General features: G+C 58.2%; 24 protein-coding genes. 5 read left to right on the top strand and 19 right to left on the bottom strand.

What is annotated here, in order from left to right; genetic code table 11:
* Positions 1 to 2 precede the first annotated feature (2 nt).
* From argC to rplM, 3 genes are all read right to left on the bottom strand, one after another.
* On the bottom strand, positions 3 to 950 hold the full coding sequence (argC, locus tag L53_RS03660) for an N-acetyl-gamma-glutamyl-phosphate reductase (protein WP_034811565.1): 948 nt from the start codon (positions 948 to 950) through the stop codon (positions 3 to 5).
* A gap of 87 nt (positions 951 to 1037) precedes the next feature.
* On the bottom strand, positions 1038 to 1484 hold the full coding sequence (gene rpsI / locus L53_RS03655; RefSeq protein WP_233347546.1) for a 30S ribosomal protein S9: 447 nt from the start codon (positions 1482 to 1484) through the stop codon (positions 1038 to 1040).
* Between the two features lie 44 nt (positions 1485 to 1528).
* On the bottom strand, positions 1529 to 1993 hold the full coding sequence (gene rplM / locus L53_RS03650; protein ID WP_034811561.1) for a 50S ribosomal protein L13: 465 nt from the start codon (positions 1991 to 1993) through the stop codon (positions 1529 to 1531).
* Between the two features lie 38 nt (positions 1994 to 2031).
* On the opposite strand from rplM, the gene L53_RS03645 reads away from it, so the two are divergent.
* Positions 2032 to 3003, top strand: a complete 972-nt coding sequence (locus L53_RS03645) for a hypothetical protein (protein ID WP_034811559.1) — start codon at positions 2032 to 2034, stop codon at positions 3001 to 3003.
* On the opposite strand, the gene L53_RS03640 is transcribed toward L53_RS03645, so the two are convergent.
* Complete coding sequence (locus tag L53_RS03640; RefSeq protein ID WP_034812133.1) at positions 2981 to 4027, bottom strand: COX15/CtaA family protein; 1047 nt, start codon at positions 4025 to 4027, stop codon at positions 2981 to 2983. The two genes, L53_RS03645 and L53_RS03640, sit on opposite strands and share 23 nt — an antisense overlap.
* A gap of 73 nt (positions 4028 to 4100) precedes the next feature.
* On the opposite strand from L53_RS03640, the gene L53_RS03635 reads away from it, so the two are divergent.
* On the top strand, positions 4101 to 4316 hold the full coding sequence (locus L53_RS03635; protein ID WP_034811556.1) for a DUF2842 domain-containing protein: 216 nt from the start codon (positions 4101 to 4103) through the stop codon (positions 4314 to 4316).
* Here the strand turns inward: L53_RS03635 and L53_RS16200 are convergent.
* Entirely contained in the window at positions 4313 to 5176 is an 864-nt protein-coding gene (locus L53_RS16200) for a phosphatidylserine decarboxylase (protein ID WP_051607525.1), read from the bottom strand. The genes L53_RS03635 and L53_RS16200 overlap by 4 nt on opposite strands.
* Positions 5177 to 5191: 15 nt before the next feature.
* Entirely contained in the window at positions 5192 to 7030 is a 1839-nt protein-coding gene (locus tag L53_RS03625; RefSeq protein WP_233347522.1) for an ABC transporter ATP-binding protein/permease, read from the bottom strand.
* A gap of 154 nt (positions 7031 to 7184) precedes the next feature.
* Here L53_RS03625 and L53_RS03620 point away from each other — a divergent pair, with 154 nt between their 5' ends.
* Complete coding sequence (locus tag L53_RS03620) at positions 7185 to 7748, top strand: TIGR00730 family Rossman fold protein (protein ID WP_034811548.1); 564 nt, start codon at positions 7185 to 7187, stop codon at positions 7746 to 7748.
* 17 nt (positions 7749 to 7765) lie between these two features.
* Here L53_RS03620 and secF read toward each other — a convergent pair whose 3' ends face one another.
* The 9 genes from secF to tatA form a co-directional block, all read right to left on the bottom strand.
* Complete coding sequence (secF, locus tag L53_RS03615; protein WP_034811545.1) at positions 7766 to 8749, bottom strand: protein translocase subunit SecF; 984 nt, start codon at positions 8747 to 8749, stop codon at positions 7766 to 7768.
* A gap of 18 nt (positions 8750 to 8767) precedes the next feature.
* Positions 8768 to 10375, bottom strand: a complete 1608-nt coding sequence (gene secD / locus L53_RS03610; RefSeq protein ID WP_034811543.1) for a protein translocase subunit SecD — start codon at positions 10373 to 10375, stop codon at positions 8768 to 8770.
* A gap of 48 nt (positions 10376 to 10423) precedes the next feature.
* Positions 10424 to 10795: a preprotein translocase subunit YajC gene (yajC, locus tag L53_RS03605; RefSeq protein ID WP_051607524.1), complete on the bottom strand. Its 372-nt coding sequence runs from the start codon at positions 10793 to 10795 to the stop codon at positions 10424 to 10426.
* Positions 10796 to 10889: 94 nt separating this feature from the next.
* Positions 10890 to 11543: a hypothetical protein gene (locus L53_RS03600; RefSeq protein ID WP_051607523.1), complete on the bottom strand. Its 654-nt coding sequence runs from the start codon at positions 11541 to 11543 to the stop codon at positions 10890 to 10892.
* The gene (gene surE, locus L53_RS03595; protein WP_034811542.1) at positions 11531 to 12292 is read right to left on the bottom strand and encodes a 5'/3'-nucleotidase SurE; all 762 of its coding nucleotides are present in this window, start codon (positions 12290 to 12292) and stop codon (positions 11531 to 11533) included. The genes L53_RS03600 and surE overlap by 13 nt, the downstream gene beginning before the upstream one ends.
* A complete protein-coding gene (serS, locus tag L53_RS03590; RefSeq protein ID WP_034811540.1) occupies positions 12289 to 13758 on the bottom strand; it encodes a serine--tRNA ligase in 1470 nt (489 codons plus the stop codon). Before serS ends, surE begins: the two co-directional genes overlap by 4 nt.
* Positions 13759 to 13914: 156 nt before the next feature.
* Positions 13915 to 14736 (bottom strand): twin-arginine translocase subunit TatC, encoded by an 822-nt coding sequence (gene tatC / locus L53_RS03585; RefSeq protein WP_156947804.1) that lies wholly within the window; start codon positions 14734 to 14736, stop codon positions 13915 to 13917.
* Positions 14733 to 15131 (bottom strand): Sec-independent protein translocase protein TatB, encoded by a 399-nt coding sequence (gene tatB, locus L53_RS16195; RefSeq protein WP_051607522.1) that lies wholly within the window; start codon positions 15129 to 15131, stop codon positions 14733 to 14735. Before tatB ends, tatC begins: the two co-directional genes overlap by 4 nt.
* Before the next feature lie 24 nt (positions 15132 to 15155).
* Positions 15156 to 15371: a twin-arginine translocase TatA/TatE family subunit gene (gene tatA / locus L53_RS03575; RefSeq protein ID WP_034811537.1), complete on the bottom strand. Its 216-nt coding sequence runs from the start codon at positions 15369 to 15371 to the stop codon at positions 15156 to 15158.
* A gap of 80 nt (positions 15372 to 15451) precedes the next feature.
* On the opposite strand from tatA, the gene L53_RS03570 reads away from it, so the two are divergent.
* Positions 15452 to 16228 carry an exodeoxyribonuclease III gene (locus L53_RS03570; RefSeq protein WP_034811535.1) on the top strand — a complete coding sequence of 259 codons (777 nt, stop codon included), beginning with the start codon at positions 15452 to 15454 and terminating at the stop codon, positions 16226 to 16228.
* Between the two features lie 3 nt (positions 16229 to 16231).
* Here L53_RS03570 and L53_RS03565 read toward each other — a convergent pair whose 3' ends face one another.
* From L53_RS03565 to L53_RS03555, 3 genes are all read right to left on the bottom strand, one after another.
* Complete coding sequence (locus L53_RS03565; protein WP_051607521.1) at positions 16232 to 18154, bottom strand: glycoside hydrolase family 9 protein; 1923 nt, start codon at positions 18152 to 18154, stop codon at positions 16232 to 16234.
* Between the two features lie 95 nt (positions 18155 to 18249).
* The gene (locus L53_RS03560; protein WP_156947803.1) at positions 18250 to 19026 is read right to left on the bottom strand and encodes a hypothetical protein; all 777 of its coding nucleotides are present in this window, start codon (positions 19024 to 19026) and stop codon (positions 18250 to 18252) included.
* A gap of 15 nt (positions 19027 to 19041) precedes the next feature.
* Positions 19042 to 20628, bottom strand: a complete 1587-nt coding sequence (locus tag L53_RS03555) for an MFS transporter (RefSeq protein WP_034811532.1) — start codon at positions 20626 to 20628, stop codon at positions 19042 to 19044.
* A gap of 520 nt (positions 20629 to 21148) precedes the next feature.
* Here L53_RS03555 and L53_RS03545 point away from each other — a divergent pair.
* Positions 21149 to 23179: a TonB-dependent receptor gene (locus tag L53_RS03545; protein ID WP_255341993.1), complete on the top strand. Its 2031-nt coding sequence runs from the start codon at positions 21149 to 21151 to the stop codon at positions 23177 to 23179.
* Positions 23180 to 23307: 128 nt separating this feature from the next.
* Here the strand turns inward: L53_RS03545 and L53_RS03540 are convergent, their stop codons facing one another.
* The gene (locus L53_RS03540; protein ID WP_034811529.1) at positions 23308 to 24084 is read right to left on the bottom strand and encodes a PhyR family response regulator anti-anti-sigma factor; all 777 of its coding nucleotides are present in this window, start codon (positions 24082 to 24084) and stop codon (positions 23308 to 23310) included.
* Positions 24085 to 24295 lie beyond the last annotated feature (211 nt).

The raw sequence follows: 24295 nt of genomic DNA, 5'->3' as shown, positions 1-24295 counted from the left end.
GCTCAAGCCGTCAACCCGGCATCCTCGTCCAGCCCCAACGCAATGTTGAGGTTCTGAACCGCCGCACCAGAAGCGCCCTTACCGAGATTGTCAAAACGCGCCACCAGTCGCGCCTCGTCATCCGTTCCGAAGACGTACAGATCGATCCGATTGGTTCCGTTGCAGGCCTCTGGCTCGACACTCTTCAAGGCATCGCAGTCTGCGAGGGAGGCCACACTTACAAATCGCTCGCCTTCATAGGCTGAGGTCAGTGCCGCGTGAATTTGCGCACGGCGTGGCTTACCCGGAATGGCCCAGAGCGGCAGGCCGATTTCAACGATCATACCCTGCGCATAACGCCCCACTGCCGGCATGAAGACGGGAGCGTGCTCTAGCCGGGAATATTTCTTCATCTCAGGGGGATGCTTGTGCTTCTGTCCCATCGCATAGATGCGGTGATTGTCTTCAGAATACGTTTCGGACGCCTCATCCTCGAACTCGGCGATCATGGCCTTGCCGCCGCCGGTATAGCCCGACACAGCAGAGACCACGATGGGCCAAGAGGTTGGCACCAGCCATTTTGAGACCAGCGGACGCAACAGCGCAATCACACCTGTGGGATAGCAGCCTGGATTGGAGATCCGCCGGGACGCCTGGATCGCGGCGCGCTGCCCCTTGTCCATTTCCGGAAATCCGTAAGTCCATCCACTCGCAACCCGGTGCGCTGTAGATGCATCAATGATCACCGTGTTCGGACTGTTCACGAGGGACACTCCAAGACGCGCTGCATCATCGGGCAAACAGAGGATGACCGCGTCGGATGCATCCATCAGGCGCGCACGCTCGATATTGTCCTTGCGCTTGTCCGGATCAATGGAAATCAGCTCAAGGTCCGTGCGAGCCCGCAGTCGCTCGGCAATCTGAAGGCCGGTCGTGCCGGCTTCGCCATCAATGAATACTTTGGGCAGCATAATCTGTGTGTTCCCGATTCCGGACAAAACAAAACGGGCGCTCCGTTTCCGAAGCGCCCGCCTGAATAATGATATTCGGTGTGCGGCCTAGCGCTTCGAGAACTGGAAGCTGCGGCGTGCTTTCGCACGACCATACTTCTTGCGTTCGACAACGCGTGGGTCGCGGGTCATGAAGCCGAATGGCTTCAGCACGGCGCGCAGGCCTGGCTCGTAGTTGACGAGGGCACGCGACAGGCCGTGACGCACAGCGCCTGCCTGACCGGAAAGGCCGGAGCCCTTCACAGTTGCAATGATGTCAAACTCGCCTTCGCGGCCAGCTTCGACCAGTGGCTGAGCAATTACCATGCGCAGCACAGGGCGCGCGAAGTACTGTTCCTGATCGCGACCATTGATCGTGATCTTGCCAGTGCCGGGCTTGATCCAGACGCGGGCGACGGCCTCTTTGCGGCGACCGGTGCCGTAAGCACGGCCCTGAGCGTCGATCTTCGGCTCGATTGGAGCAGCCGGAGCTTCAGCTTCGGTTGCGCCGGACATGGCGCCAAGATCCTGGAGGGAGTTTGCAGTGTCAGTCATGTTGATCAGGCCGCCTTGATGTTCTTGCGGTTCATGGCTTTGAAGTCGACAGTGTCGGGCTTCTGGGCCTCGTGTGGGTGCTCCGCGCCGCCATAGACGTGCAGTTTCGAGAACTGCTTGCGGGCCAGCGGGCTTTCTTTTGGCATCATCCGCTTCACGGCGAGTTCAAGCGCGCGCTCAGGGAAACGACCATTGAGAATTTTTTCCGGCGTCGTGGACTTGATGCCGCCCGGATAACCGGTGTGGCGGTAGTACACTTTGTCCGTCATCTTGCGACCGGTGAATTTCACCTTGTCAGCATTGATAATGACGACGTGATCGCCCGTATCGATGTGAGGTGTAAAGTCAGCACGGTGCTTGCCGCGCAGGCGCTTGGCGACATATGAAGCAAGGCGTCCGACGACGACATCGGTCGCGTCGATCACGACCCAGTTGTGCTCTACGTTGGCTGGTGCGTTATAGGTTTTCATCGCTCTACTAAGAGCCTCTCGCTTTCGGAGTTCATGGAATGCAATTCAAGCGCTGGCGTTTAAGCGCCACTTCCCCGGTTGTCAACGCAGGGCTTGGCCTCGCCCTGCTTTTTACAGCAGTTGGATGCTCGAAGAAAGCCGAAGCCCCCGAAGTACCGGCTTCTGCCTCTGAAATCGCTGCGGGTGTGGAGCTTCCCGCTGTATGGTCCACGCGCCCACTGGAAGGCAAAGTGAACGCTGTGGCGCTCTCCGGAGGCCTCGGAGGTCTGCTGGCAGTCGCCTATGAGCGTGGCGGCCTGCAATTGTTCAACATGAATGGCGAAATTCTGGGGGAACCTGCCAACTTCAGGCTAACTGACCTCGCCAGCGGCCAGAGCGCCACGCTTGGCGGCAGTACAGTGACCATATTCCCGGGAATCACCCGCGAGGGTCAGCTGAAAGCATATCTATACGGCGAAGGCCTCCTCGCCCCGGCTCAGGTCGACCTGCCCGTTCCAAATACAAGCTCCATTGCCGGCGTTTGCTCCGGTCCGATGCAGGCAACAGGTATCATGCGAGTGGCTTACTGGACCTCGACCAATGATCGCGTACTTCAGACCGGCATCGTGCGGGAAGAGAATGGCGAGTTTTCCTGGGATGCCAGCGAATCGACCTTCACAGATTTTGGGATCAGGTCCTGCGCCTATACGAGCGACACACTGGTTGCCTCCCCGCGTGCCAAAAGCGCAGCGTCGCTCACACGTGGCGATTTTGACGCCCTGCTCTCCATCGAAGACGGCAGTGGGCTTCAGGTCTCAACAGATTTGGGCATGACCAACACCGAAATCACCGTTCGGGATGGCATTACCGTTATTGCGCCGGATGCGCCGGATGCGATGGCTGCCATGGGCACGATGATGAGTGGTGGATATCCAGGCGGTGTGATCGTCATCGCGGGCGAAACCGCCCCGGACCAGCATCAGGCGGTGTTCGTAGATCCAAGCGCCCTTACGCTGGACGATTCTCGCTAGACGTCCCACGCGATTGCCAGACAAGACGCACTGCCATCAGCGTAACGATCACGCCAAGACCCTGATGAACCAGAGCCAGGTTCATCGGGGCGGCGTGCACAAGCGTGAGAATTCCCCATACTGCCTGTAGGGTCACGAGCACAGCCAACCAACGGAATTCCTGTCGCAACGGCGTGCTCCGGAACGCCCAGGCGGATGCCAATGATCCGGCCCAGATGGCATACGCCAGAATGCGGTGATTGAATTGCGTTGCAGCGCGGCCTTCAAACAGGCTGCGCACACCAAGGCCTTCTTCCACATAGTGTGACGGCATGATCTCTCCCGCCATCAACGGCCAATCATTGTAGGACCGGCCCGCATCAAGGCCGGCGACCAAGGCTCCGGCAGCCATCTGGATGAAAATCGCGACCAGAAGTATTAGGGCGACGCTTCGGGTGAGCCCAGCGACCGCCGGTCGCCCCTTTTCGCCAAGATCGTGCCAGAGCCAGGTGATGTAGGCGATAATTAACAGCGCAAGTGTGAAATGGGTCATCAACCGATAGGGCGCGACGTCCACGCGCGTGGTTTCGCCGATGCCGCTCGCCACCATCCACCAGCCTATGGCACCCTGCAAACCACCGAGTCCGATCAATGCGATCAGATGCCAAGTAAGATGTTTGGTCAGCCAACCGCGAACGGCAAAGATCGCAAAACCCACAACAGCCACCAAGCCAATCATGCGCCCGAAGAAGCGATGCCCCCACTCCCACCAGAATATTTTCTGGAACTCCGCCATCGACATGCCCTGATTCACGAACTGGTATTCAGCGGTTTGCTGGTACTTCGCGAACTCGGTTTGCCACGCACCTTCTGAGAGCGGCGGCAACGCACCACTGACCGGGTTCCATTCGGTGATGGAGAGGCCGGAATCCGTAAGGCGTGTGGCCCCACCAATCAGGATCATGGCATAGACCATCAGACCGACAAGGATCAGCCAACGGCGTATCCAGATGGCGGAGGGGCTGATTTTTGACGTTTCGCTCATGTGAGATACATGATCCAAGCAGACGCCCGCGCAAGAGGCGGCAAAGTCGCACGTGGAATTGAGAGACATAACCATGAGCTATCCGACCAGGAAAATCGTCGCGAGCTTGATCCTGCTGGCCTTCATGGTCTGCTGGATTATCATGGTTGGCTCGGTCGGTCCGATTGTCTCAGGCTGGCCGAAATGGGCTGAAATGCTGTTCTACGTATTTGCAGGAATCGGTTGGATCATCCCGTTCAAGCCGATCTTCGCATGGATGAATCGCGATGCGCCGCGACAGGAAGACTAGTCTTCAGGTTTGTTCTTCGTGGCTTCCTTCAACCGCGCCAGCATAACAGCCGGATCGTCAGGTGTATCTGCCTCGTCGGGCTCCGGATAATCGTCATCCTCGACCGATTCATCCTCCGTCACGCCTAATGGCAATTCACCTGCCTCTCCCGACATCGTCTCGAAAGAGCCTTCGTCGCGATCGGATTCCAGACGGCCCAGCACGGTTTCCCCCCCGATCAATGTCTGACCAGGCCAGATCAACTGGCCGGTTTTGGCCGGAACATACACATCGCACCAACCGCCCAGCCGTCGTTTTCCGAACACGCGTCCAAGTCGCATGATATCGCCCGATTCAGCTTCCAATTCCTGACGTGGGCCAAGACCGCCTGTCGCGATGCGCACACCTACCTGCTGTGCACGGCTTTCAAACAACAGGTATGAAATCGCCAATCCGTCTGCATCAGGGCGCATGGCAAATGGGACAGTTTGTTCGCCGTCTTCCGTAATGAGGCTTTCCAGACTGCCAGCAATCGGCGCGTAGAGTCGGTTCGTTGTGGCCGGCGACGAAGATATCCGGATGCGTGTGGTTTCCGCGCCGGCCATGCGCAATTCGCCCGGCGGATCGGCTGGGGTCACTGATACCACCACCCCATCGCACGGCGCCACAATGCCGCTGGCAAGATCTGGCGCGGTTCGCTTGGCCCAGCGCGCCGCCATCAAGGCAGCGATCATCCCGGCAAACCCAACCCAGAAGAGTGGATCCCAGACCCAACTTAGCAACAGGCCGACCAGAAGGGAGGCCAACGCAGCCGCAACGCCCTCCCAATCGAGCCCGCCGGTCATCCAGGGCGTCGTCTTCCGTTCGAGGTCTTCGGTCATGCCCGCCAGCCTTTTCTATTCCGCAGCGAGCGCGATCTCCGCGCTCTTGGCCTGTCTTTCCCACATATCAGCATATTTGCCGCCTTTTGCCAGCAGGTCTGCATGTGTGCCGCGCTCAATCACTCGCCCGGCATCGAGAACGATGATCTCGTCAGCAGATTTCACGGTAGACAGGCGGTGGGCGACCATCAATGTCGTACGCCCCTCGGCGGCATCCTCAAGCGCGTCTTGCACGGCCTCTTCCGTCGCACTGTCCAGCGCTGACGTGGCCTCGTCCAGCACGAGGATGGACGGATCGGCCAGAATCACGCGGGCAATTCCGACGCGCTGTTTCTCACCTCCAGACAGTTTCAGGCCCCGCTCGCCAACGCGTGTCTTCCAGCCTTCGGGAAGCGATTCGATGAAATCGAGTAATTGCGCCCGGCGCGCAGCATCCCGCAGCTCCTCGTCGCTGGCATCGGGACGCGCGTAAGCGATGTTGGACCGGATCGTGTCATTGAACAGAACAACGTCCTGAGGCACGAGCCCAAGCGCCTTGCGCAGGGATTCCTGTGTCAGCGATCTCACATCGTGCCCATCAACAAGCACGCTGCCCTGATCGACATCGTAGAAGCGGAACAGGAGCTTAAGCAGCGTAGACTTTCCCGCGCCAGATGTGCCGACAAACGCAACCTTGCGACCGGGCAGCAAGTCAAAACTGACATCCTGCACGCCAACCGCACGGCCTTCATGGTTGAAACCCACATTGCGGAATTCGACATGTCCGGTCGGCTTAGACAATGGCATCGCATCTGGCGCATCAGACACTTCGGTTTTCATGGCAAGCAGCCCGTAGAGCTTTTCGAGGTCCACCGCGCCCTGCTTGATCTCCCGCCAGGCCCAACCGAGAATATTTAGCGGCGCATAAAGTGACAGCAGCATAAGCATGACGGCCGTCAGGTCGCCGACCAACATGGTTCCCTGGATGACATTCCATGCCGATAGGACGAGCACCGCCAACAAGCCAGCATTCATTACCACCGCTTGCGTTGCGTTCAGGACATACATCGACCGGACTGCATCTACATATCGATGGTTGTAGTTGCGCATCGCCTCATTGAACCGACCGGTTTCGCGGCGTTCAGCAGCAAATGCCTTCACGGTTTCGAAATTGGTCAGAATGTCGACGGAGGTCGCCCGGAAATGGGTGTCGGCTTCATTCATCCGGCGGCGCTGACGCACGCGCCATTCGGTGATGATTACTGTGGCGATGACATAGATGATTATCGTAAAGACCGCGATCAGGGACAGGCGGTAATCATAAGCGACGCCGAGCGCGATGGAGGCGAGCACCAGCCGCACGAAGGTCGGCCCTATATTGAAGGCGAGGAAGCGAATCAAATAGTCGATGGCACTGGCACCGCGCTCGATGACCCGATTGAGTGCGCCGGTCCGCCGAGTCTGGTGGAAGTTCAGAGAAAGAGACTGCGCATGGCCAAACGCATCCACGCTGGCGACGCGTTGTGCGTCCTGACTAACGGGAGAAAACAGCCAGTCGCGCACCTGTGGCATGGCCGCAGCAAGAAAACGGACGCCAATCCCGATCGCGAGCCAATATGCAGCCGCGCCGAAGGCTGCCGCTTCGCCACCTTCCGGAACCGCGCGGTTGATTGCATGACCTAGCAGCAGGGGTGAAATCACCTCCAAAACCGAAGCGGCGAGTGTGATCAAGATTGCGATCACCATGATTGGCCGCCATTTCGACAGTTCCGGACGCGCGAGCAGCTTCAGGATTCGGAGAATGGAGACGCCGATCCCGCCATCAGCGCTTTCGATCTTGTCATGGTCAGCGGCGGCAGCGTGAGGATTCGTCATCGCCCGCATATGGGAACAAAATGACAGATCAGCAAACCCTGCATGTTGCGCCGAACAGCGAAACGTCCTGAAATTGTCACTGGTCGAGGAATACGAGGCCCCATATAGGGCAACGGCACGCCTCGCTGAGGCAAGTTTGAAAGGCGAACCCCGCATGACGAATATCAAATCCATCTGCGTTTATTGCGGCGCGTCCGACGATGTTCAGCCGGGCTATATCAAACTGGCCGAAGAACTGGGCCGCGAACTGGCCAAACGCGATATCCGCCTTGTCTATGGCGGCGGCGGCGTTGGCCTGATGGGTGCGTGCGCGCGATCAGCCCATGAAGCCGCAGGCGATGTGCTGGGCATCATGCCGCGCTTCCTGCTCAACAAGGAACGGATCTACGAGGATGTTGAGCACCGTATCGTCGACGATATGCACACCCGCAAGCAAATGATGTTTGATGAATCTGATGCCTTCATCGTTTTGCCAGGCGGGATCGGAACGCTGGAAGAGGCGGTCGAAATCTTGTCTTGGGCACGCCTCGGCCTGCATGCCAAGCCAATGGCCTTCCTCGACGAAGACGGATTCTGGTCGCCCTTCTTCGAACTGATGGAACACATCATCGACGGCAAGTTCACACCGGAAGGCTTCCGTGCATCACTGGTTCACAGCGATACGCCACAGCAAGCCATCGACGCGCTGATGGACAAGGTTATCGTCCTGGACAATTAGGCCGGGGGCCCGGGCGATCAGCCCTGAAAGCCCGGAACATCCTCAATCGGTTTCTTGTTGAGATCCATGCCCAACGCCAGAACGATGGTCGAGGCGATGAAGATGGACGAGTACGTCCCGATAAATACGCCCCAGATCAACGCGAAGCTCATGCCGCGCAGGACTGGACCGCCCAGAAAGAAGATCGCCATCAAAGCCAACAGGGTCGTGCCAGAGGTGAGCAAGGTCCGTGATAGCGTGCCATTCAGCGCAAGGTCGATGACCTCCTTGTCGGCCATCTTCTTGTACTTGCGCTTCTCTTCACGCACCCGGTCAAACACAACGACCGTGTCGTTCATCGAGTAACCAATGATTGTCAGCAGGGCCGCAATAGTGGTCAGATTGAATTCCATCTGAAGGAACGCAAATACGCCGAGCGTGATGATCACGTCATGTGCGAGCGCCGCCACGGCGCCGACCGAGAACTGCCACTCGAACCGGAACCAGATATAGACCAGCATCAGCGCAAGGGCTGCAATCAGCGCCGTGATCCCGTCCCTAAACAATTCCTGCGAAACCTTGGGGCCCACCGAGTCATTGCGGAGGATCTGCTCGTCAGTTATGCCCAGCGCCTCTTTCAGCGTTTCTGTCACCAGTTCGTTGGTCGCACCCGTCGCGCGTTCGGCCTGGTCGCTGGCAGAGAGCGCCTGAAATTCTTCCCCGAGAATGGACGCATCTGCTTCGCCGTATTTCACGACCACGATACTGCGCGCATCGGTGCCGACCGCACTGTTCACATCAGCGTTGAGCGGCATTGCCTGACGCACACCTTCCACGGTGATCGTGTCCGTTTGCTCCAACTCCATCACTGTACCGCCTGCAAAGTCGACGCCGAAGTTCAGCCCCCGCGTCGCGAGGAAGAAGATGGAGGATGCAATCAGCACCGCTGAGACAACTGCGCCAATCAGGCGAAGGTTCATGAAGCTCAGATTGGTCTTTTGGGGCCAGTATTTGAGTAGCATATCGTATCTCCTCCGGGCCTAGACCGCGAGCTTCTTGGGACGGAAGGTTTTCAACCACATGACCGTGAACCAGCGGGTCACGACAAAGGCGGTGAACACCGATGTGACAATACCGATGGCCAACGTCACAGCGAAGCCCTTCACTGGACCGGAGCCCAGAAGGTAAAGAATGATAGCCGCGATCAGCGTGGTGACGTTGGCATCGAGAATGGTAGAGAAAGCGCGCTCATAGCCCGCCTGAACAGCTGTCAAAGGTGACCGCCCTGCACGTTGTTCTTCGCGGATACGCTCGAACACAAGCACGTTGGCATCCACCGCCATGCCGATGGTCAGGATGATACCCGCAATGCCCGGCAAGGTAAGCGTTGCACCAAGACCAGACAATCCACCAAGGATCAGTACGATGTTCGCTGCCAACGAACCGACAGCGAAGCCCCCCATCAGGCCGTAAGCGATGATCATGAAGATCGCGACAAGGGCGAGACCGATCATGGATGCGCGTGTACCGGCGCGAATGGAGTCATGCCCCAGCGTAGCGCTAACCGTGCGCTGATCCAGGAATTGCACCTTGGCCGGCATTTCACCGGCTTCAATGATCGCGGCGAGGTCCGTGGCCTCCTCCTGGGTGAAATCACCCGTGATGCGAACATTCCCGCCAGGGATTGGTTCATTGATGCGCGGCGCAGACATGATCACGTCATCCAGAACAATCGCGAACAGCTTGCCCGAATTGTTGCGGGTCGTGTCGTAGAATTTCCGCGCACCATTGCTGTTGAGGCGGAACGTAATCTGTGGCCGGTTACCTTCGTCAAAACCTTGCGCTGCGTTGGCAATATCTGCGCCGGTCACTTCAGGAATATTCCGCACAAGCAGCGCCCCGGTCGTCGGCCCTTCCAGCAAGCGATAGCCCGCGCGCGCCACGCCTGCCTGCGCCGAGGTGATCGCGGATGGGCTGTCATCAACAAGATTGAACGTCATCTTGCCGTCACGGCTGAGCAAATCCTTCAAGCGTTGCGGGTCGGGCTCGCCTGGCGCCTCAAGAATGATCCGGTCATTGCCCTGCGGCGTGATCGAGATTTCGGAAACACCGTCGGGATCGACGCGGCGACGAACGATGGTCATCGTCTTGCCCAGAGCGTCTTTCATCAACGCTTCTTCTGATGCGGCGGGAACAGTGACGAGAATCCGGTCTGTGCCGAGCTGTTCGATTTCGTACGTCTTCGCGCCGCCAATCGCGCCTTCCACATTGCCGTTCAGCTTGCGCATACGACGGAGCGCCTCGTCCATCGGAAAGTTGCCTTCGGCGTCAGGACGCGTCAGCGTAATCTCCAGCTGGCGCCCCTTCACGTCTGGCAGATGGCCAATACGCTCGGACGGCGTCACATTGGTAAACGCGCTGCGCACATCACCGGCAAACACTTCCAGACGGTTGGCAATCACCTCGTCTGGATTGATTTCCATCATCAGGTATACGCCGCCCTGAAGGTCTAGGCCGAGATTAACGCCCTTTTTGGGCATGAAACCCGGCGCATCATCCATGTTCACGACATTCGGCAGCGCCATGACGACACCCCATGCCAGCGTCAGAAGAACAAGCGCGACCTTCCAAGGTGGAAACTGAAGCATGCGGAATTCCTTGTCATGCGAAGGGCCGCAAGCGGGCCCTGCAGGCCCTTAATCGTTGGCGGCGACAGGCTGGTTCTTGCCACGAACGTCGATCACCATCTGCTTGATGATCTGGACGCGAACGCCTTCGGCCAGTTCGACCGTGACTTCCTCGTCGCCCGCCTTGGTCACCTTGCCGACGATGCCGCCGGACGTGACGATCGTATCGCCCTTCTTGATGTTCTCGATCAGGGCCTTGTGCTTCTTCGCGCGCTGTTGCTGCGGGCGGATCAGCAGGAAGTAGAAGATCAGGATCAACGGCAGGAACAAGAGCACCTGGCTCATGATGCTCGGACCCGACGCGCTTGGCGCGGCCTGCGCCAAGGCCGGCAGTGTTACAATGGCGGCGCCTGCGGTCAGCGTGGCAAGTCTGGTCAGCATTTGGTTCTCTCCCATCGACCCCTGAAAATGTGTTGCTCCTATAGCTGTGGGCAGTTGCATTGGCAAACAAGCCCTGCAGATGAAACCACTGCAACTATAGCGCCTGGGAACATCCCGGCACTATAGGCGCCAACTCATGCGACAGGCTGAACCATTCAGTCGTGCCGTCGCGCGCCATGCGCGCAATCTGCTGGCGCCCTTCGTGTTGCATCGGTGTGATCACCAATCCGCCAGGCTTGAGCTGGTCGAACAGAGCCTGAGGGATCGCATCCACTTGCCCCGTGATGAGGACGCGTTCATATGGCCCGCGCTCAGCCCAGCCGAGCAGGCCATCGCCGTGGCGCACCGCAAGATTGTCGAGGCCAAGGCTCACAATCCGTTGACGCGCATGATCGGTCAGCTTGTTGTACCGCTCGACGCCAAACACATCCGCGGCAAGCTGACCGGCCAATGCGGCGATATATCCAGACCCCATGCCAATCACCAGAAGACGCGCCTTGCGCTCGCGGCCGAGGCCCAGCGCCTGAAGCAATTGCCCGGTCGCCGCCGGGCGCGGGATTGTCTGGCCGCACGGGATGGGCACCACGCAGTCAGCAAAGGCAAGGTCTTTCAGGGCGGGATCATCGACAAAGGCTCCCCGGTCGACCGTTTCCATCGCTCTCAGCACGCCATCATCCGTGACCCCCTCCTGACGCAAGCGCAGGACAAGTCGGGCGGCACGGAACGGGTCGGCGATCAGCTCTTCCATAGCTCCCGCAGCGTCCGGAGGAATACTTCATGCGTCAAGTCCACATGAAGCGGGGAGATGGAGACATAGCCGTCATAGATCGCCCGCAAATCGGTGCCAGCATCCGGTTTGGAGAGTTTGCCCTTGTACCCGATCCAGTAATAATCATTGCCCCGCAGGTCTTCGCGGCGGTCAGTATGGATGATCGATTCGTCGCGGAAGCCCTGACGGGTGATCTGGATGCCCTTCACCTCATCGGGCTCAACATCCGGGAAGTTCACGTTCATCACTGCATCGCCAGGCCAACCATGCTCGATCAGCGGTTTGATCGCCTTGCTGCCCCAGGCCCGGGCGGTGTCCCAAGGCAGGGAGCCGCGCTCCCGGAAGCTCTGCGACTGGCTGAGTGCGATGGACGGAATGCCGAGCTGCATGCCGAACAGCGCCGCCGCGATCGTTCCGGAGAAGCTCGTATCCTCGGCAATGTTCTGGCCGCGATTGACGCCGGACAGCACAAGGTCCGGCTTTTCCGGCATCAGATTGTGCGTCGCCAGCAGGACGCAGTCGGACGGCGTGCCCGCCACGGCCCAGGCCTTGTCGCCCACTTCGCGCGTACGGACCGGATGGGTCAGCGAAATGGCGCGGCCCTTGCCGGACTGTTCCTCTTCCGGCGCGGCGATCCAGACATCGTCGGAAATTTCCCGCGCAATGTCTTCCAGCACCGCAAGGCCCGGCGCGTTGATGCCGTCATCATTCGTCAGCAGGATTCTCATGCCGAAATCACCTTCAGCTCGCCCATGTATCCGCGCAGCGCTTCCGGCACGGTGATGGAGCCGTCTTCATTCTGGTAGTTCTCGAGAATCGCGACCAGAGTCCGCCCAACCGCCAGGCCGGAGCCGTTCAGCGTGTGGACGAATTCGGGCTTGGCGCCGGCTTCCGGGCGATAGCGTGCGCCCATGCGGCGGGCCTGATAGTCGCCGCAATAGGAGCATGAGCTGATCTCGCGATAGGTGTCCTGGCTCGGCAACCAGACTTCGAGGTCATAGGTCTTGCGCGCCCCTGCGCCCATGTCGCCTGCGCAGAGCAGCATCCGGCGGAATGGCAGGTCGAGCTTTTTCAGGATCGCCTCGGCGCATTCGGTCATGCGTTCGAGTTCGGCCAGTCCTTCTTCCTCGTTCGCGACGACAGAGACCATCTCGACCTTGTTGAACTGGTGCAACCGGATCATGCCTTTGGTGTCGCGCCCCGCGCTGCCCGCTTCCGAGCGGAAACACGGCGTGTGGGCCGTGAAGCGCTTTGGTAGCTCGCCGGGCTCGATGATGCTTTCACGGACAATGTTCGTCAGCGGAACTTCGGCGGTTGGGATGAGATAGTGGTTTTGACCGAATAACTCTTTTAAACGCTCTAAATGGCTCGAAGCCTCTTTGTTTTCGAAGCCCTCGCGTTCCTGCCGAAACCCAGCCAATACGGCGTTCACATCAGCATTTTTTATCTCATCATCTGAGAGGATGTGCATTTCAATGTTGTCAGCAGCAACTTTTGCGCTCTCGGCGGCATATTGCTCCAGTCCAATTTGCGTAATCGCCGATGTTTTAAAAAGGTCTTCCTCAAATTTCGGCAGCTGTCCCGTACCAACCAGCGCCTGATCCTTCACCAACAGCGGCGGCGAGCATTCCGTGTACCCATGCTCTTCGGTCTGCACGTCCAGCATGAAGGCCGCGAGTGCGCGCTCGAACCGGGCGAGCTTGCCCTTGAGCAGCACAAAACGTGCGCCACTCATCTTGGCGGCCGTCTCGAAATCCATCATGCCAAGCGCTTCGCCGAGATCGGCATGGTCTTTCACCTCGAAACCATAGGATTTCGGTTCGCCCCAGCGGGCCTTTTCGACATTGCCATCCTCGTCCTGGCCTTCGGGCACTTCGGCCAGCGGAATGTTCGGCAGGCCATAGAGCAGATCGTCGAGCAGCTTGCGGGCAGCCTCGATCGTGTCCTTGGCGTCGGCCACGATCTTGCGCAGGCGCTCGAACTCCGCCTCATCACCCGAGGCTTTGGCCCGGCCGATAAGCTTGGAGGTCTCATTGCGCAGCTTTTCCGCTTCCTGCTTGTCGGTCACAGCCGTGCGCAGGGCCGCGTCATGCACGTGAATATCGTCCACCACATTGCCAAGCTCCGGCTTCTTCCGGTTCCAGGCGGCGCGGAAAGCCTCGGGGTTTTCGCGGATGGCGCGGATGTCGAACATGTCTGATGGTCCTGTGTGGTCAGTCGGTCATTGCTCTAATCCGCGCCGGGCCTGCCTGCAACCGGGGGATATGCTTAGTCATTTTGGGAATCAGACCTTGGGGCCGCGTCCTGCGCGTGCGCTTGGGCCTGCTCGGGGAAATCGAAGGGCGACTTCTTACTCCCTCGCAGCATCCTCTTCGGCCTGCTTCTTCTCGATCAGTTTCACGCACCAGATAGAGATTTCGTAGAGCATCAGGACTGGAACGGTCAGCAGGATCTGCGAAATCACATCCGGCGGGGTGAAAAAGGCCGCGAAGCAGAGAATGCCGACAATGGCATATTTCCGACCCTTGGCGAGCGCGTCAGAAGAAACGATCCCGATCCGCCCCAGCAGGCTGAGGATCACCGGCAGCTGGAACGACAGGCCAAAGGCCAGCATCAACGCCATTACCAGCGAGAGATACTCCGATACGCGGGGCAATAATTTGATGGTTGCGACCGTGCTGTCGATATTCTCCTGCGACACCGAGAACCGCGCCAGCATGGGCAGCATCAGGAAATAGACAAACGCCGCGCCGAGCGTGAACAGCAAGGGTGCAAAGACCAGATACGGCCAGAAGGCCCCGCGCTCATTCTTGTAAAGGCCCGGTGCCACGAACTGGTAGACCTGCCAGGCGATAAACGGGAAGGACAGGAAAATGCCGGCGAACACGGCGAGTTTCAGCTTGGCAAAGAAGAACTCCATCGGGCCAGTAAAGATCAACTCCAGCGGCGCCCCGCGAATGCCTTCGGCCACGCGCGCAAATGGCGCCAGCAGGAAGTCATAGATCGGCTCGGCGAAGAAGAAGCAGACAATCGAGGCGACCGACAGCGCCAGCAAAGCCTTGATCAGGCGCGCGCGCAGCTCGACCAGATGCTCCAGCAGCGGAGCCCGGCTCGCCTCGACTTCATCATCGGTGAAGTCTGGCTGTTCGTCCTTCGGCGGCACGTGGGTCACGCAGCATCATCCCCGGTTTTCGGCAAGGCCGGTGGTGTTGCTGGCTCGGAATTCGGCTCAGACACTGTTTCCACTGCTGGCGCGGCGGGTTTGGGCGGCGGGCTCTTTTCCATGACCGCAGAATTCACATCCGCCTCAAAGGCGGCCAAATCGTCCTGCGCCTTCTGCATCGTGTTGTCTTTCTTCAGATCTTCGATCTCCTTGCGGAGTTCGTCGAGTTCGCTCTGGCGGGCAATATCTTCGAAGGCTGCCTGGAATTCACGTGCCATGGCGCGGCCCTTGCCGACGAACTGGCCGACCCGGCGCATCATCATGGGCAGATCCTTGGGGCCGACAATGATCAGCGCCGCAAGGCCCAACAACAGGAGTTCGGAAAACCCGATTCCGGGCAGCATGCTAAGCGCCCTCCACTCGGCAGCTTATGACGAGGCCTTCGTCTCGTCTTTCTTTGGGGTAACATTGACCATGTCGTCGTTGTCGACGGATTTGGTCTCTTCCTCATCCTTCAGGCCCTTGCGAAAGGCCCCGATACCCTTGGCCATATCGCCCATGATGGAGGAGATGCGACCACGACCACCGAACAGAAGGAGGGCAACGACCACGACGATCAGCAATTGAATCCAGCTTGGCGACATGCCTCTCTCCTTAAAGAATTCCCTGAATATATACAGCAGCTCACGCTGGAACAATGGAACGAAGCTGCTAAAGAGCAGCCATGCGTATCGCCACATGGAATGTCAACTCGATCAAGGCACGCCTTCCCACAGTGTTGGAAGTGCTCGATGCCATCAATTGCGATGTGGTCTGCCTTCAGGAAATCAAGTGCGAGACCGACGCGTTTCCCTATCTCGAACTGGAAGAACGCGGCTGGAACTGCGCCGTGCTGGGGCAGAAAAGCTACAACGGCGTCGCCCTGCTCTCCAAGCACGAGATCGAGGACGTCACCAAGGGCCTACCGACCATTGAGGACGAACAGGCGCGCTATATCGAGGCGCTGATCCTCAGTGAAACCCCAATCCGTGTGGGCGGTCTATACCTGCCGAATGGAAACCCTGCCCCCGGCCCGAAGTATGACTACAAGATGGAATGGATGGAAGCGCTGGAGCAACATGCGCGTGAGCTGCTGAAGTTGGACGAAGCCTTTGTCCTCTGCGGCGACTATAATTGCATCCCCACACCTGCCGATTGCTGGGACGAAACCGTCTGGCAGGACGACGCACTCGCCCTGCCCCAGACGCGCGCTGAATTCCGAAAACTGAAATATCTGGGTCTGGCGGATTCTTTTGAACTGACCGATAATCGTGCACACCAGTACACGTTCTGGGATTATCAGGGCGGCGCTTTCAAAAAGGATCACGGCATCCGGATCGACCATCTGCTCTGCTCGCCTCAGGCTTGCGACAGGCTCCAATCGGTAGAGATCTATCGCAAGGCCCGCGAGCTCGAGAAGCCATCAGACCATGTGCCGGTCATCGGCGTCTTCGAAGACTAGCGCCTATTTCGCACGGTCAATGTCGTCGGCCCAGGCCGCCAGCCAGAACGTTGCAGCCTGCCAGTTGATCGCCACTTCGTTCAGCTCATACGCGTCTACATGGTCGGCGTAGCAGGTCTGGGCGTGGCATTCATCAATGATAGCCCTGGAAACCGGACCGGCAGGATTGGTGTTGTTCGGTCCGCCCGACACAGCGCCCGGAGGCGGAAGCGGGAATCCCCGATACTGTGCACCTGCCCAATGACGGTGATGCGGAGCCTTGAAGGCATTCTCACCATGGCCGGAAATGTACGAGATATCGCGGGGGTTTCGGCCAAGGATGTAGTCCAACAGGTCCAGCGCGCCATCGCGATACTGAACGTTGCCGGTCAGGTCGTAGGCAGTGCCAAGAATAAGACCGCGATTGGCCAGAGTACCAACCGATCCCCACGGCCAGACGCCGCGATTGAGGGGGATCTGGTATCCTTCAAACCGAATTTGGGTGAGGTACGCATCTGCTGTCTGCAGCAAACCTTCAGCCGCTTCATCCCGCAGGGATTCGTCCGGAGCGAAGCGCGCCAATGACAGAATACCGAGGCCCATCGTGTCGCCCCAATTGGGCTCCTGAAGACCGCTGACTGGCCATGCATCCAACCTGCCCTGATAAGTCTTTAGATCATCGGCATAGGCGGTTTCGCCCGTGGTCACATACATTTCAGCAGCGGCCCAATAGAACTCACCGCGAATGTCGGTCGAGCCGTAGGGCCCCGTGCCGGGGAAATTTCCATAGGCATATGCATCTGGAATCCGCTGCGCCGCGGCATAGGCGCGCTTGGCTGCCGCGAGACATTTGTCGGCATACGCATCATCGACGCCGCGGAACACACGGGCACACTGTGCGCCAACGGCCGCCACATGCAGGGTCGCCGCCGTGGAGGGTGCGAACAGGGCACGGGGACCAGTGTTTTTATGGGGCATCATCGGCATTGATGGCCACTCGGTATTGCCCGATTTGTGATGCACCATACCAGATACATCCGTCATCTTCGGTGCCTTGGTCTGCCACTTGCCTTTCATGTTGCCCTGGACGATGGCTGCTTCAGCGCCATCAGGGGCCTGCATGGCGAGCATGTAGTCGAGATTGTAGCGCGCCTCATCCAACAGATCATTCAGGCCGTTGCCGGATTCCGGAATGTTCGTCGCGCCATCCTCAAATCCAGATGTGCCGCGCTCATAGGCATTCAGCAATGTCCAGACGCTGATGCCGCTATTCACCACATATTTGCTCTGGTCACCGGCATCATACCACCCGCCGGAGACATCCAGCGTATAGTCACAGCGGGGCCAGTTGATCTTGTACATGTCCTTGCCATGAAAGCAGGTCAGCACTTCCTTTTCGTGCCCGGCAGGGCGTGCCCACTGGTCGCCGCCAGCATACTCGGATTCAATCGGAACGCCGGCACGGTTGTGGTAGAAGTATCTCAACGTATCGTATTTGAGGTCGCGGAAGATATCTTCCGAAACGTCAAATGGATGGCTTTTTCCAACACCCTCCACAACCAGCACGAGGTTAGTCGCCGGCGTGCGCAGTCCGCTGGTCACGACCAGTTGGACGTTGGCGCCAGAGCCGCTGTCAAACCCGTAGGGAATTGTGCGCCCCTGCTCGACCACAACCCCATTCGGCGCAACGATCTGCCATTCAAGGGTTTCGGTGAGATCGGTTTCGGCGACGCCGACAAAATTATATCCGGGGCGAATGCCGGTCTGGGTCGCACGAACCGGCCCGCGCGGCGCGTTGAACGCTACCAGATATTCCTGCTGCTTCGGCGTCACCACGCTGGCGCCGCTGGCCATGCCATCTTCCTCAGGCACAGGAACCGACGAACACCCGGCCAACAGGGCGGCCGATGCCATCACGGCAAGACTTGCTTTGCGGAGGCTGAGCATGAGTTTCTTCCCTTTATTGCGCCTTCTTTGGGCTTCAGCTTGCAATAATAGGGCCAAACATCCTCGATCGCGAGACCTGAACCGGCTCGGTTAGATCAGTTCACCGAGCCATAATCCGCGCCAGCCTCGCTGAAATAGGCACGCCAGAACGCCTTAACGTCGGCCATGGGCAGGTCATATATCTGACGTGGCACGATACGGGCAACGACATCGACGTTTTCCAGAGCCGGACTCATCTTGGCCAGATCTGAGTCCAGATAGGCCTCATAATCGGCACCGAGGCGGTAAAAGCTGAACCCTTCGGAATGCTGCATCAGGTCGGACACCAGCACGATCCGGCGATTGGTTTCACCGGCCTGGAAATCAGCGCGGTCGGCGATCGAGTACACAGCTTCAACGAGCGGAGAGCTGGGCTGGCGCGTGTCGGTCAGTGCTGCTTCAACATTCTCCAGAAGTGGCGCATAGAACTGGGTCTGCCAGGTTTGCTCGATCATTTTCGGGTTCTGGAAAATCGGGTTGGCCTCTGCAGCGCTCCCCGACGAACACGCGTAGTAAACAAGCTTTGGATCATAAGGGCTTGCCGCGTTCGGCGTCATGACCGTTAAACGTCCGTATTTGGGCAGGGCGCGGGCTTCAGCGTCCACGAACTCATAGACCCAATCCAGATCATTCGGATTGAACGGGTCTGACTGGTCAATCAGGATGATCGTATGGGCCGGGTCCTTGCGGTCCATACGGCAGCTGGAGTCGGCCATCAGGGATGGCGGCTGGTTGAACGCCACAACGGCGAACAAGGCAAATACGACACCCAGCATCAGCGCAATCATTCCACGCCAGAACCATGGGCCTTTGTCACTTCTGCGACGTGGCATCCCTTATGTCTCCTTCTAGGCCCGGCGAGCCTGGTCCACGGGAACGTGAGTAGATCCCTTGGCCTCGCGGACTTTGCCGATTTCGTCAGCAACTTTCTTCTCGATTGAGGACAGGCCTTTCTGGACCTGCTGGATGTGCTGTTCTAGCCATTCGCGGGTCTGGTTCAGCGCTTTGATATTGTTGTCAATCGCGGCAATCGCCTTGTTCGCCTGATCCCGCTCCTTGGAATAATCGAATGGCGGCAATTGTGGTGTGACGATTTCACTAAAATATTCCGGGCACGGGGCCTGATCGCCCAGACGGTCACGATTGGCGTTGCGCGCGCGGCGATGGGCCTGACGATAGGCGACTTTCAGGCTGCGCTCCTGATCGGCGGCGCGGGCAGCTATCGCAGACGCATAATCGCGGCGGGTTTCGAGCAGGTTCATGGCCTTTTCGATCTCACGCTTGGCTGAGACGTGGCGAGATTGCTGAGTTTCGAACCACAGACGGCAGCTAGAGAAATAATCGGACAGATCATCCCGTACGCCATTACGGACTTCCTGGCGACGCTCATAGGCGCGGCGCTCCTTGCGCCAGACACGGCCATAGCCAGGGTAGCGATCAGAAATACGGTCATAGCCCTCATAGACAGCCAGCCCGAATACAGCGAGCCCCATGAAGAGTAGGCCAAGGGCGAGGAAGCTTTCCAGGCCAAAGATGTTCGGGAACATCGACATGACGACGTCGCCGGGCGCAATGGAGAACATTGAGAAAGTTCCGAGCGTACCTGCCTCTGTTGCCGCAAGCAGTCCCGTTTCGACTGCGTCGCGAAAATGCGCGACAAAGAAATTGAGGAAGATGCCGGCCAGAACGAAGACCATCGCTATGGCACCGCCCATGATCTTCGCCGGAAGCGCCGGATGGTTGAGGTAGCGCAGGCCAAAGAAGCCTGCGATCACGCCAAACACAACATTTACCGAAGACACGCCGAAGGCAATCATCAGGCCGCCCATCAGGCCATTGGCCTGTGCGTCCTTGAACAGAAGCGCGTTGAAACCGCCCTCGAGGATCATGATGAAGATCAGGATCGCAACGGCTTGTTCGACGTTCTTCTTGATGTCCGGCGTGCGATCCCCGATCCGGTCTCCATGACGCAGCTTGAATTGTTGAAGCTCGATGATTGCTGCCGAATGAGTCTCCTTCGCATCATGCACATCGTCCAGCTCGTAGTGACGGTATTCGTTCTCTTCGGACTTGATCGCCTCGCGCAGCTGGTCCGGATAAATGTCTATCGGCGTATAGTCGCTGATATAATTGCGCACCGACGCCGCTGTCGTGGTCAGCCATGTCCCGAGACCGCGGCGCACATCTTCTGCGCGTTCAGCGATCTGCTGCTCGCATTCACTCCACTGATCAGGGGTCGACGCATCCGACGCCGGAAGGCCGTCGCGGCCGTCCTTCTTAGCCGTAACCTTCGTGAACTGGCGATTCAGCCCCAGATACCCTTGGGCGCGCTTGCCCTTCAGCCCATGATCGGAAAGGTCGTTGCGGATTTCCAGCGGCTTGACTTTGCTCTGGCAACCAACATCTGCGCCCCAGCGCACAGCATTTTTCGACATGCTACATCCTCTTAACAGCTCAAGGCTTTTCATTAACTTTCGCGAGGATGGGCTGCCTTGGTTACTGAAGCGTGAAAGCTGAAGCAGGAAGTGCGGATCGTAATGTTTTTAAGTGCGTTGGCGCTTGCGGCCCAGCTCACGAAAATGTAACAGAATAACCATGCGCGCCCGGCAGTCTCATACACACCATTTGGCATTCCTCGCAGCCCTGTTCGTTTTCGTTCAGGCGCTCGCGCTGGGGCATGCCGCGGCGCATGCTGACCAGCCGCACGATCACTATGGAGTCACCTGTGATCTGGCCGCCGTCGCACATGTTCAGACTGTGCTGCCCGATGTGCCGACGAGTCCTTTCGTCCTCCTCATCGGAACTACCGTCACAGAGCCGCAATTCTCGCAGCCAATATGGATTCGGCCGCCTGGCCGCGCTCCACCGCCGCGAAGTCCGCCTTCCTCTCAGCAATAGCGACCAATTCTGCTGCCTGCGGGTGGCATTCCCTATTGTCTGAAGGACTCCCGGAACATGAAATCCCCTATCTCCCGCCGCGTCGTTGCGGCATCGCTTATGCTGGGCGCAAGCCCCCTTGCTTTCGCTCAGGACGCACCCGAGACACTTGATACAGTCATTGTGACCGGCGTCGGCCCTCAACGTGACACCGACGAAATGGTCGGTAATGCAACTGCCATCAATCGCGGAGAAATCATCGAAAAGCTCTCTGGCACACTCGGCGATACACTTGCTGGTGAAGCCGGTGTGTCCACGACCTTTTTCGGACAAGGCGCAAGCCGTCCGGTCTTGCGGGGGCTTGGCGCTGAGCGCGTCCTGGTTCTGACGAATGGCATCGGCGCGCTCGACGCATCTGCCGCCTCGCCGGACCATCAGGTCGCGACTGATGGTATCGACGCTGAGAAGATTGAAATCCTGCGCGGTCCGGCAGCCTTAGCCTATGGCGGCCAGGCAATTGGCGGCGTTGTCAACGTCATCGATGGACTGATAGTGGAAAGCCTGCCGGATGAGCCGGTGTCTTTCGAGGGCTTCGCCGCAAACAATAGCGTGAATGAAGGTACAGAAGCGGGCGGAAAGGCACGCTTTACGACGGGTCCTCTTGTGCTGACACTATCAGCCTCTGCCCGTGACTTCGGCGACTACGATATTCCGGGCTTTGCAGAATCTGCCGCCGTACGCGCAGCTGAAGAAGCCGAGCATGAAGAAGAGAGCGAAGAGGAACACGAAGAGCACGAGGAGCATGAGGAAGTCCGTGACACGATGGAGAACTCCTTCCTCCAGTCTGAAACCTACTCAGCGGGAATCTCGTGGGTTGGCGAAGACGCATTCCTAGGCTTTGCAATCCGTCAGCAAACGTCGAGCTATGGCATTCCTGGCCATGAACATCATGAGCATGAGGACGAAGAGCACGACGACGAGGACCATGAAGACGAGGACGAGCATGAGGAAGATCATGAGGCAGAGTCCCCGTTTATTGATCTGGAACAAACCCGTTACGATATTCGTGGTGGCGCGAAGCTGGATGCAGGGCCTCTGACCCATATCTCGGGAAACCTGTCCTATGCTGACTATGAGCATATCGAATTCGAAGGCCCAGGCGAACCTGGAACGAAGTTCACAACGGAGGGGACAGAAGGACGCCTGGAGCTCGGCCATCAATTTGGTGAGATTGAGGGCGCAGCCGGTGTCCAATTCCTCGACAAGGACTTCAGCGCAGATGGGGACGAAGCTTTCCTGACACCAACTTCAACGAAAACGTTCGGTGCATTCGTCTTTGAGACCTTGCAGTTAGACGATCATTCGGTTCTGGAAGGCGGGTTGCGCTTCGACAATACCGAGCTCGACAATGATATTCAGGGCGAGCGGAGCTTTGATCTTTTCAGCGCATCCGCTGGTGGCCACAGACACGTGGCATCGGGCTGGTGGATCGGCGGCCAGGTCAGCTATACGGAACGCGCACCAAATGAAAGTGAACTGTTCGCGGATGGTCCACACCTTGCGACGAGCCAGTATCAAATCGGCGACTCCTCAATCGACAAGGAGAAAGGCACGAATATCGAAGCCTCGCTCCGCTGGGAAAATGATCTCTTCAGCATCAGCGGTAACGTGTTCCATGCGGACTTTGACGGCTTCATCTATCTGACGCCGGGCGTCACGATAGAAGATGGTCTGGAAGTTGATGAGCTGGATGAACTTCCCGTCTTCCTGTTCCAGCAACAAGGCGCGAAATTTACAGGTGCAGAGATTGAGGCTGAAGCTCGGTTCCCGGAAGGTCTGCTTGGTGCCAGCTGGGTGACCTCGGCCAGCCTGGATGTTGTTGACGGCGAACTGGATGATGGCAATGACGTGCCTTATCTGCCGCCGGTTACATTCCATGCTGCCCTGGACGCTGATTGGGGCCTCTCCCAGCCGATCAGGATGATCCAGGCACAGGCATTCTGCCTACCGATGGCTATGTCACGACAGGCCTGCGCGCTGCAATTGATCTGGCTGAAGCTGGCTTTGGCAAGGATGGCACGCAGCTGTTCGTTGAAGGCCGCAACCTGACAGACGAGGAAGTGCGTTATTCGACGTCTGTTCTCAAGGATGCGGTTCCGGCACCGGGCCGAAACATTCGCATGGGAATCAGAGTCTCATTCTAAAACCGGATCAGGCCTGATTTGCCCAAGCGCAAGTCAGGCCGTTTCCTGCCCAAGAAACGCGGAAAGAATCGCCTGATCCACCACTGTGCGCACATGCAGTGGCTCGAATGGCTTCGGGATCAGATAAGAGGGCTCGTTGTCCTGCCCCTGCAGCAACATTTCCGGATAGGCGGTGATGTAGATGACCGGCACTTCGGAATTCATGTTCGCGAAGATTTCCTTCACAGCGTCAATTCCAACGGATCCGTCAGCAAGGCGCAAATCTGACAGGATCAGTCCAAATGTCTGCTCTGCTGCCAGCTCAACTGCCTCGGTCTGTGTCGTTGCAATTCCCACGACTTCATGGCCAGCCTCTTTGACGATTTGTGACAATTGATAGGAAATCATCGACTCGTCTTCGATGATCAGGACACTTGTGCTGACCTCATTGGCGATATTCGTTTCCGCTTCCCTGAGCATGTCTTCGACGTCGGTGGTCGTAACGGACAGAATGCGGGCGGCTTCCTGAACGGAAAAGCCCTCCACAACCGTCAACAACAGCGCGCGCCGCTGGAGCGTGGTCATCGCATTCATGATCTTGGCAATGCCGGTCTCGTCGGACAGTTCAGAAACGCTCTTGCTGATCGACTTGTCGAGTTCGGCAAACAAGTCTGCCTTCTGGAACTTAAGGTCGGGAGCAACCGAGATCCGGAAGATCAACGACTCGATCATATCCTCAACAGCCTCGTCGCCGTTTTGCTGCTCTCCCATAAGTCCGCGCGCATAGCGCCGCAGATAAGGCAGTTCAGATGATATCAAGTCTGAGAGCATCGCACTTTCGTCCCCCTTGTTCGATGGCGTCCTAAACTGGACACAACGGATGGCCAACCCGCCTTAACCATCGTGTTCGGCACAAATGCATAACCGAGCCTTAAGAACAATATATGTCGCAAATTCCCGGCGGCTCCCCTCTCGCGTGTTTTTTCCGTCATCCACTCGCCATTTCTGCAGTGTTTTCAACACAACCCGGATCACAGCGATT

It is taken from the genome of Hyphomonas sp. L-53-1-40 (genome assembly GCF_000682775.1).
GTDB lineage: Bacteria > Pseudomonadota > Alphaproteobacteria > Caulobacterales > Hyphomonadaceae > Hyphomonas.
The sequence above is the reverse complement of the archived record's forward strand: the minus strand, read 5'-3'. Positions and strand labels throughout refer to the sequence as shown.

What these genes read in the sequence shown, in the direction of transcription:
- L53_RS03555 (WP_034811532.1), bottom strand. Translation starts at nt 20,628, where the DNA reads ATGTCGAAAAATGCTGTGCGCTGGGGCGCAGATGTTGGTTGCCAGAGC.
- yajC (WP_051607524.1), bottom strand. Translation starts at nt 10,795, where the DNA reads ATGCTGACCAGACTTGCCACGCTGACCGCAGGCGCCGCCATTGTAACA.
- argC (WP_034811565.1), bottom strand. Translation starts at nt 950, where the DNA reads ATGCTGCCCAAAGTATTCATTGATGGCGAAGCCGGCACGACCGGCCTT.
- L53_RS03640 (WP_034812133.1), bottom strand. Translation starts at nt 4,027, where the DNA reads ATGAGCGAAACGTCAAAAATCAGCCCCTCCGCCATCTGGATACGCCGT.
- L53_RS03540 (WP_034811529.1), bottom strand. Translation starts at nt 24,084, where the DNA reads ATGCTCTCAGACTTGATATCATCTGAACTGCCTTATCTGCGGCGCTAT.
- rplM (WP_034811561.1), bottom strand. Translation starts at nt 1,993, where the DNA reads ATGAAAACCTATAACGCACCAGCCAACGTAGAGCACAACTGGGTCGTG.
- L53_RS03565 (WP_051607521.1), bottom strand. Translation starts at nt 18,154, where the DNA reads ATGCTCAGCCTCCGCAAAGCAAGTCTTGCCGTGATGGCATCGGCCGCC.
- L53_RS03570 (WP_034811535.1), top strand. Translation starts at nt 15,452, where the DNA reads ATGCGTATCGCCACATGGAATGTCAACTCGATCAAGGCACGCCTTCCC.
- rpsI (WP_233347546.1), bottom strand. Translation starts at nt 1,484, where the DNA reads ATGTCCGGCGCAACCGAAGCTGAAGCTCCGGCTGCTCCAATCGAGCCG.
- surE (WP_034811542.1), bottom strand. Translation starts at nt 12,292, where the DNA reads ATGAGAATCCTGCTGACGAATGATGACGGCATCAACGCGCCGGGCCTT.
- secF (WP_034811545.1), bottom strand. Translation starts at nt 8,749, where the DNA reads ATGCTACTCAAATACTGGCCCCAAAAGACCAATCTGAGCTTCATGAAC.
- serS (WP_034811540.1), bottom strand. Translation starts at nt 13,758, where the DNA reads ATGTTCGACATCCGCGCCATCCGCGAAAACCCCGAGGCTTTCCGCGCC.
- tatA (WP_034811537.1), bottom strand. Translation starts at nt 15,371, where the DNA reads ATGTCGCCAAGCTGGATTCAATTGCTGATCGTCGTGGTCGTTGCCCTC.
- L53_RS03635 (WP_034811556.1), top strand. Translation starts at nt 4,101, where the DNA reads ATGAGCTATCCGACCAGGAAAATCGTCGCGAGCTTGATCCTGCTGGCC.
- L53_RS16200 (WP_051607525.1), bottom strand. Translation starts at nt 5,176, where the DNA reads ATGACCGAAGACCTCGAACGGAAGACGACGCCCTGGATGACCGGCGGG.
- L53_RS03645 (WP_034811559.1), top strand. Translation starts at nt 2,032, where the DNA reads ATGCAATTCAAGCGCTGGCGTTTAAGCGCCACTTCCCCGGTTGTCAAC.
- L53_RS03625 (WP_233347522.1), bottom strand. Translation starts at nt 7,030, where the DNA reads ATGACGAATCCTCACGCTGCCGCCGCTGACCATGACAAGATCGAAAGC.
- L53_RS03545 (WP_255341993.1), top strand. Translation starts at nt 21,149, where the DNA reads ATGAAATCCCCTATCTCCCGCCGCGTCGTTGCGGCATCGCTTATGCTG.
- L53_RS03600 (WP_051607523.1), bottom strand. Translation starts at nt 11,543, where the DNA reads ATGGAAGAGCTGATCGCCGACCCGTTCCGTGCCGCCCGACTTGTCCTG.
- tatB (WP_051607522.1), bottom strand. Translation starts at nt 15,131, where the DNA reads ATGCTGCCCGGAATCGGGTTTTCCGAACTCCTGTTGTTGGGCCTTGCG.
- secD (WP_034811543.1), bottom strand. Translation starts at nt 10,375, where the DNA reads ATGCTTCAGTTTCCACCTTGGAAGGTCGCGCTTGTTCTTCTGACGCTG.
- L53_RS03560 (WP_156947803.1), bottom strand. Translation starts at nt 19,026, where the DNA reads ATGCCACGTCGCAGAAGTGACAAAGGCCCATGGTTCTGGCGTGGAATG.
- L53_RS03620 (WP_034811548.1), top strand. Translation starts at nt 7,185, where the DNA reads ATGACGAATATCAAATCCATCTGCGTTTATTGCGGCGCGTCCGACGAT.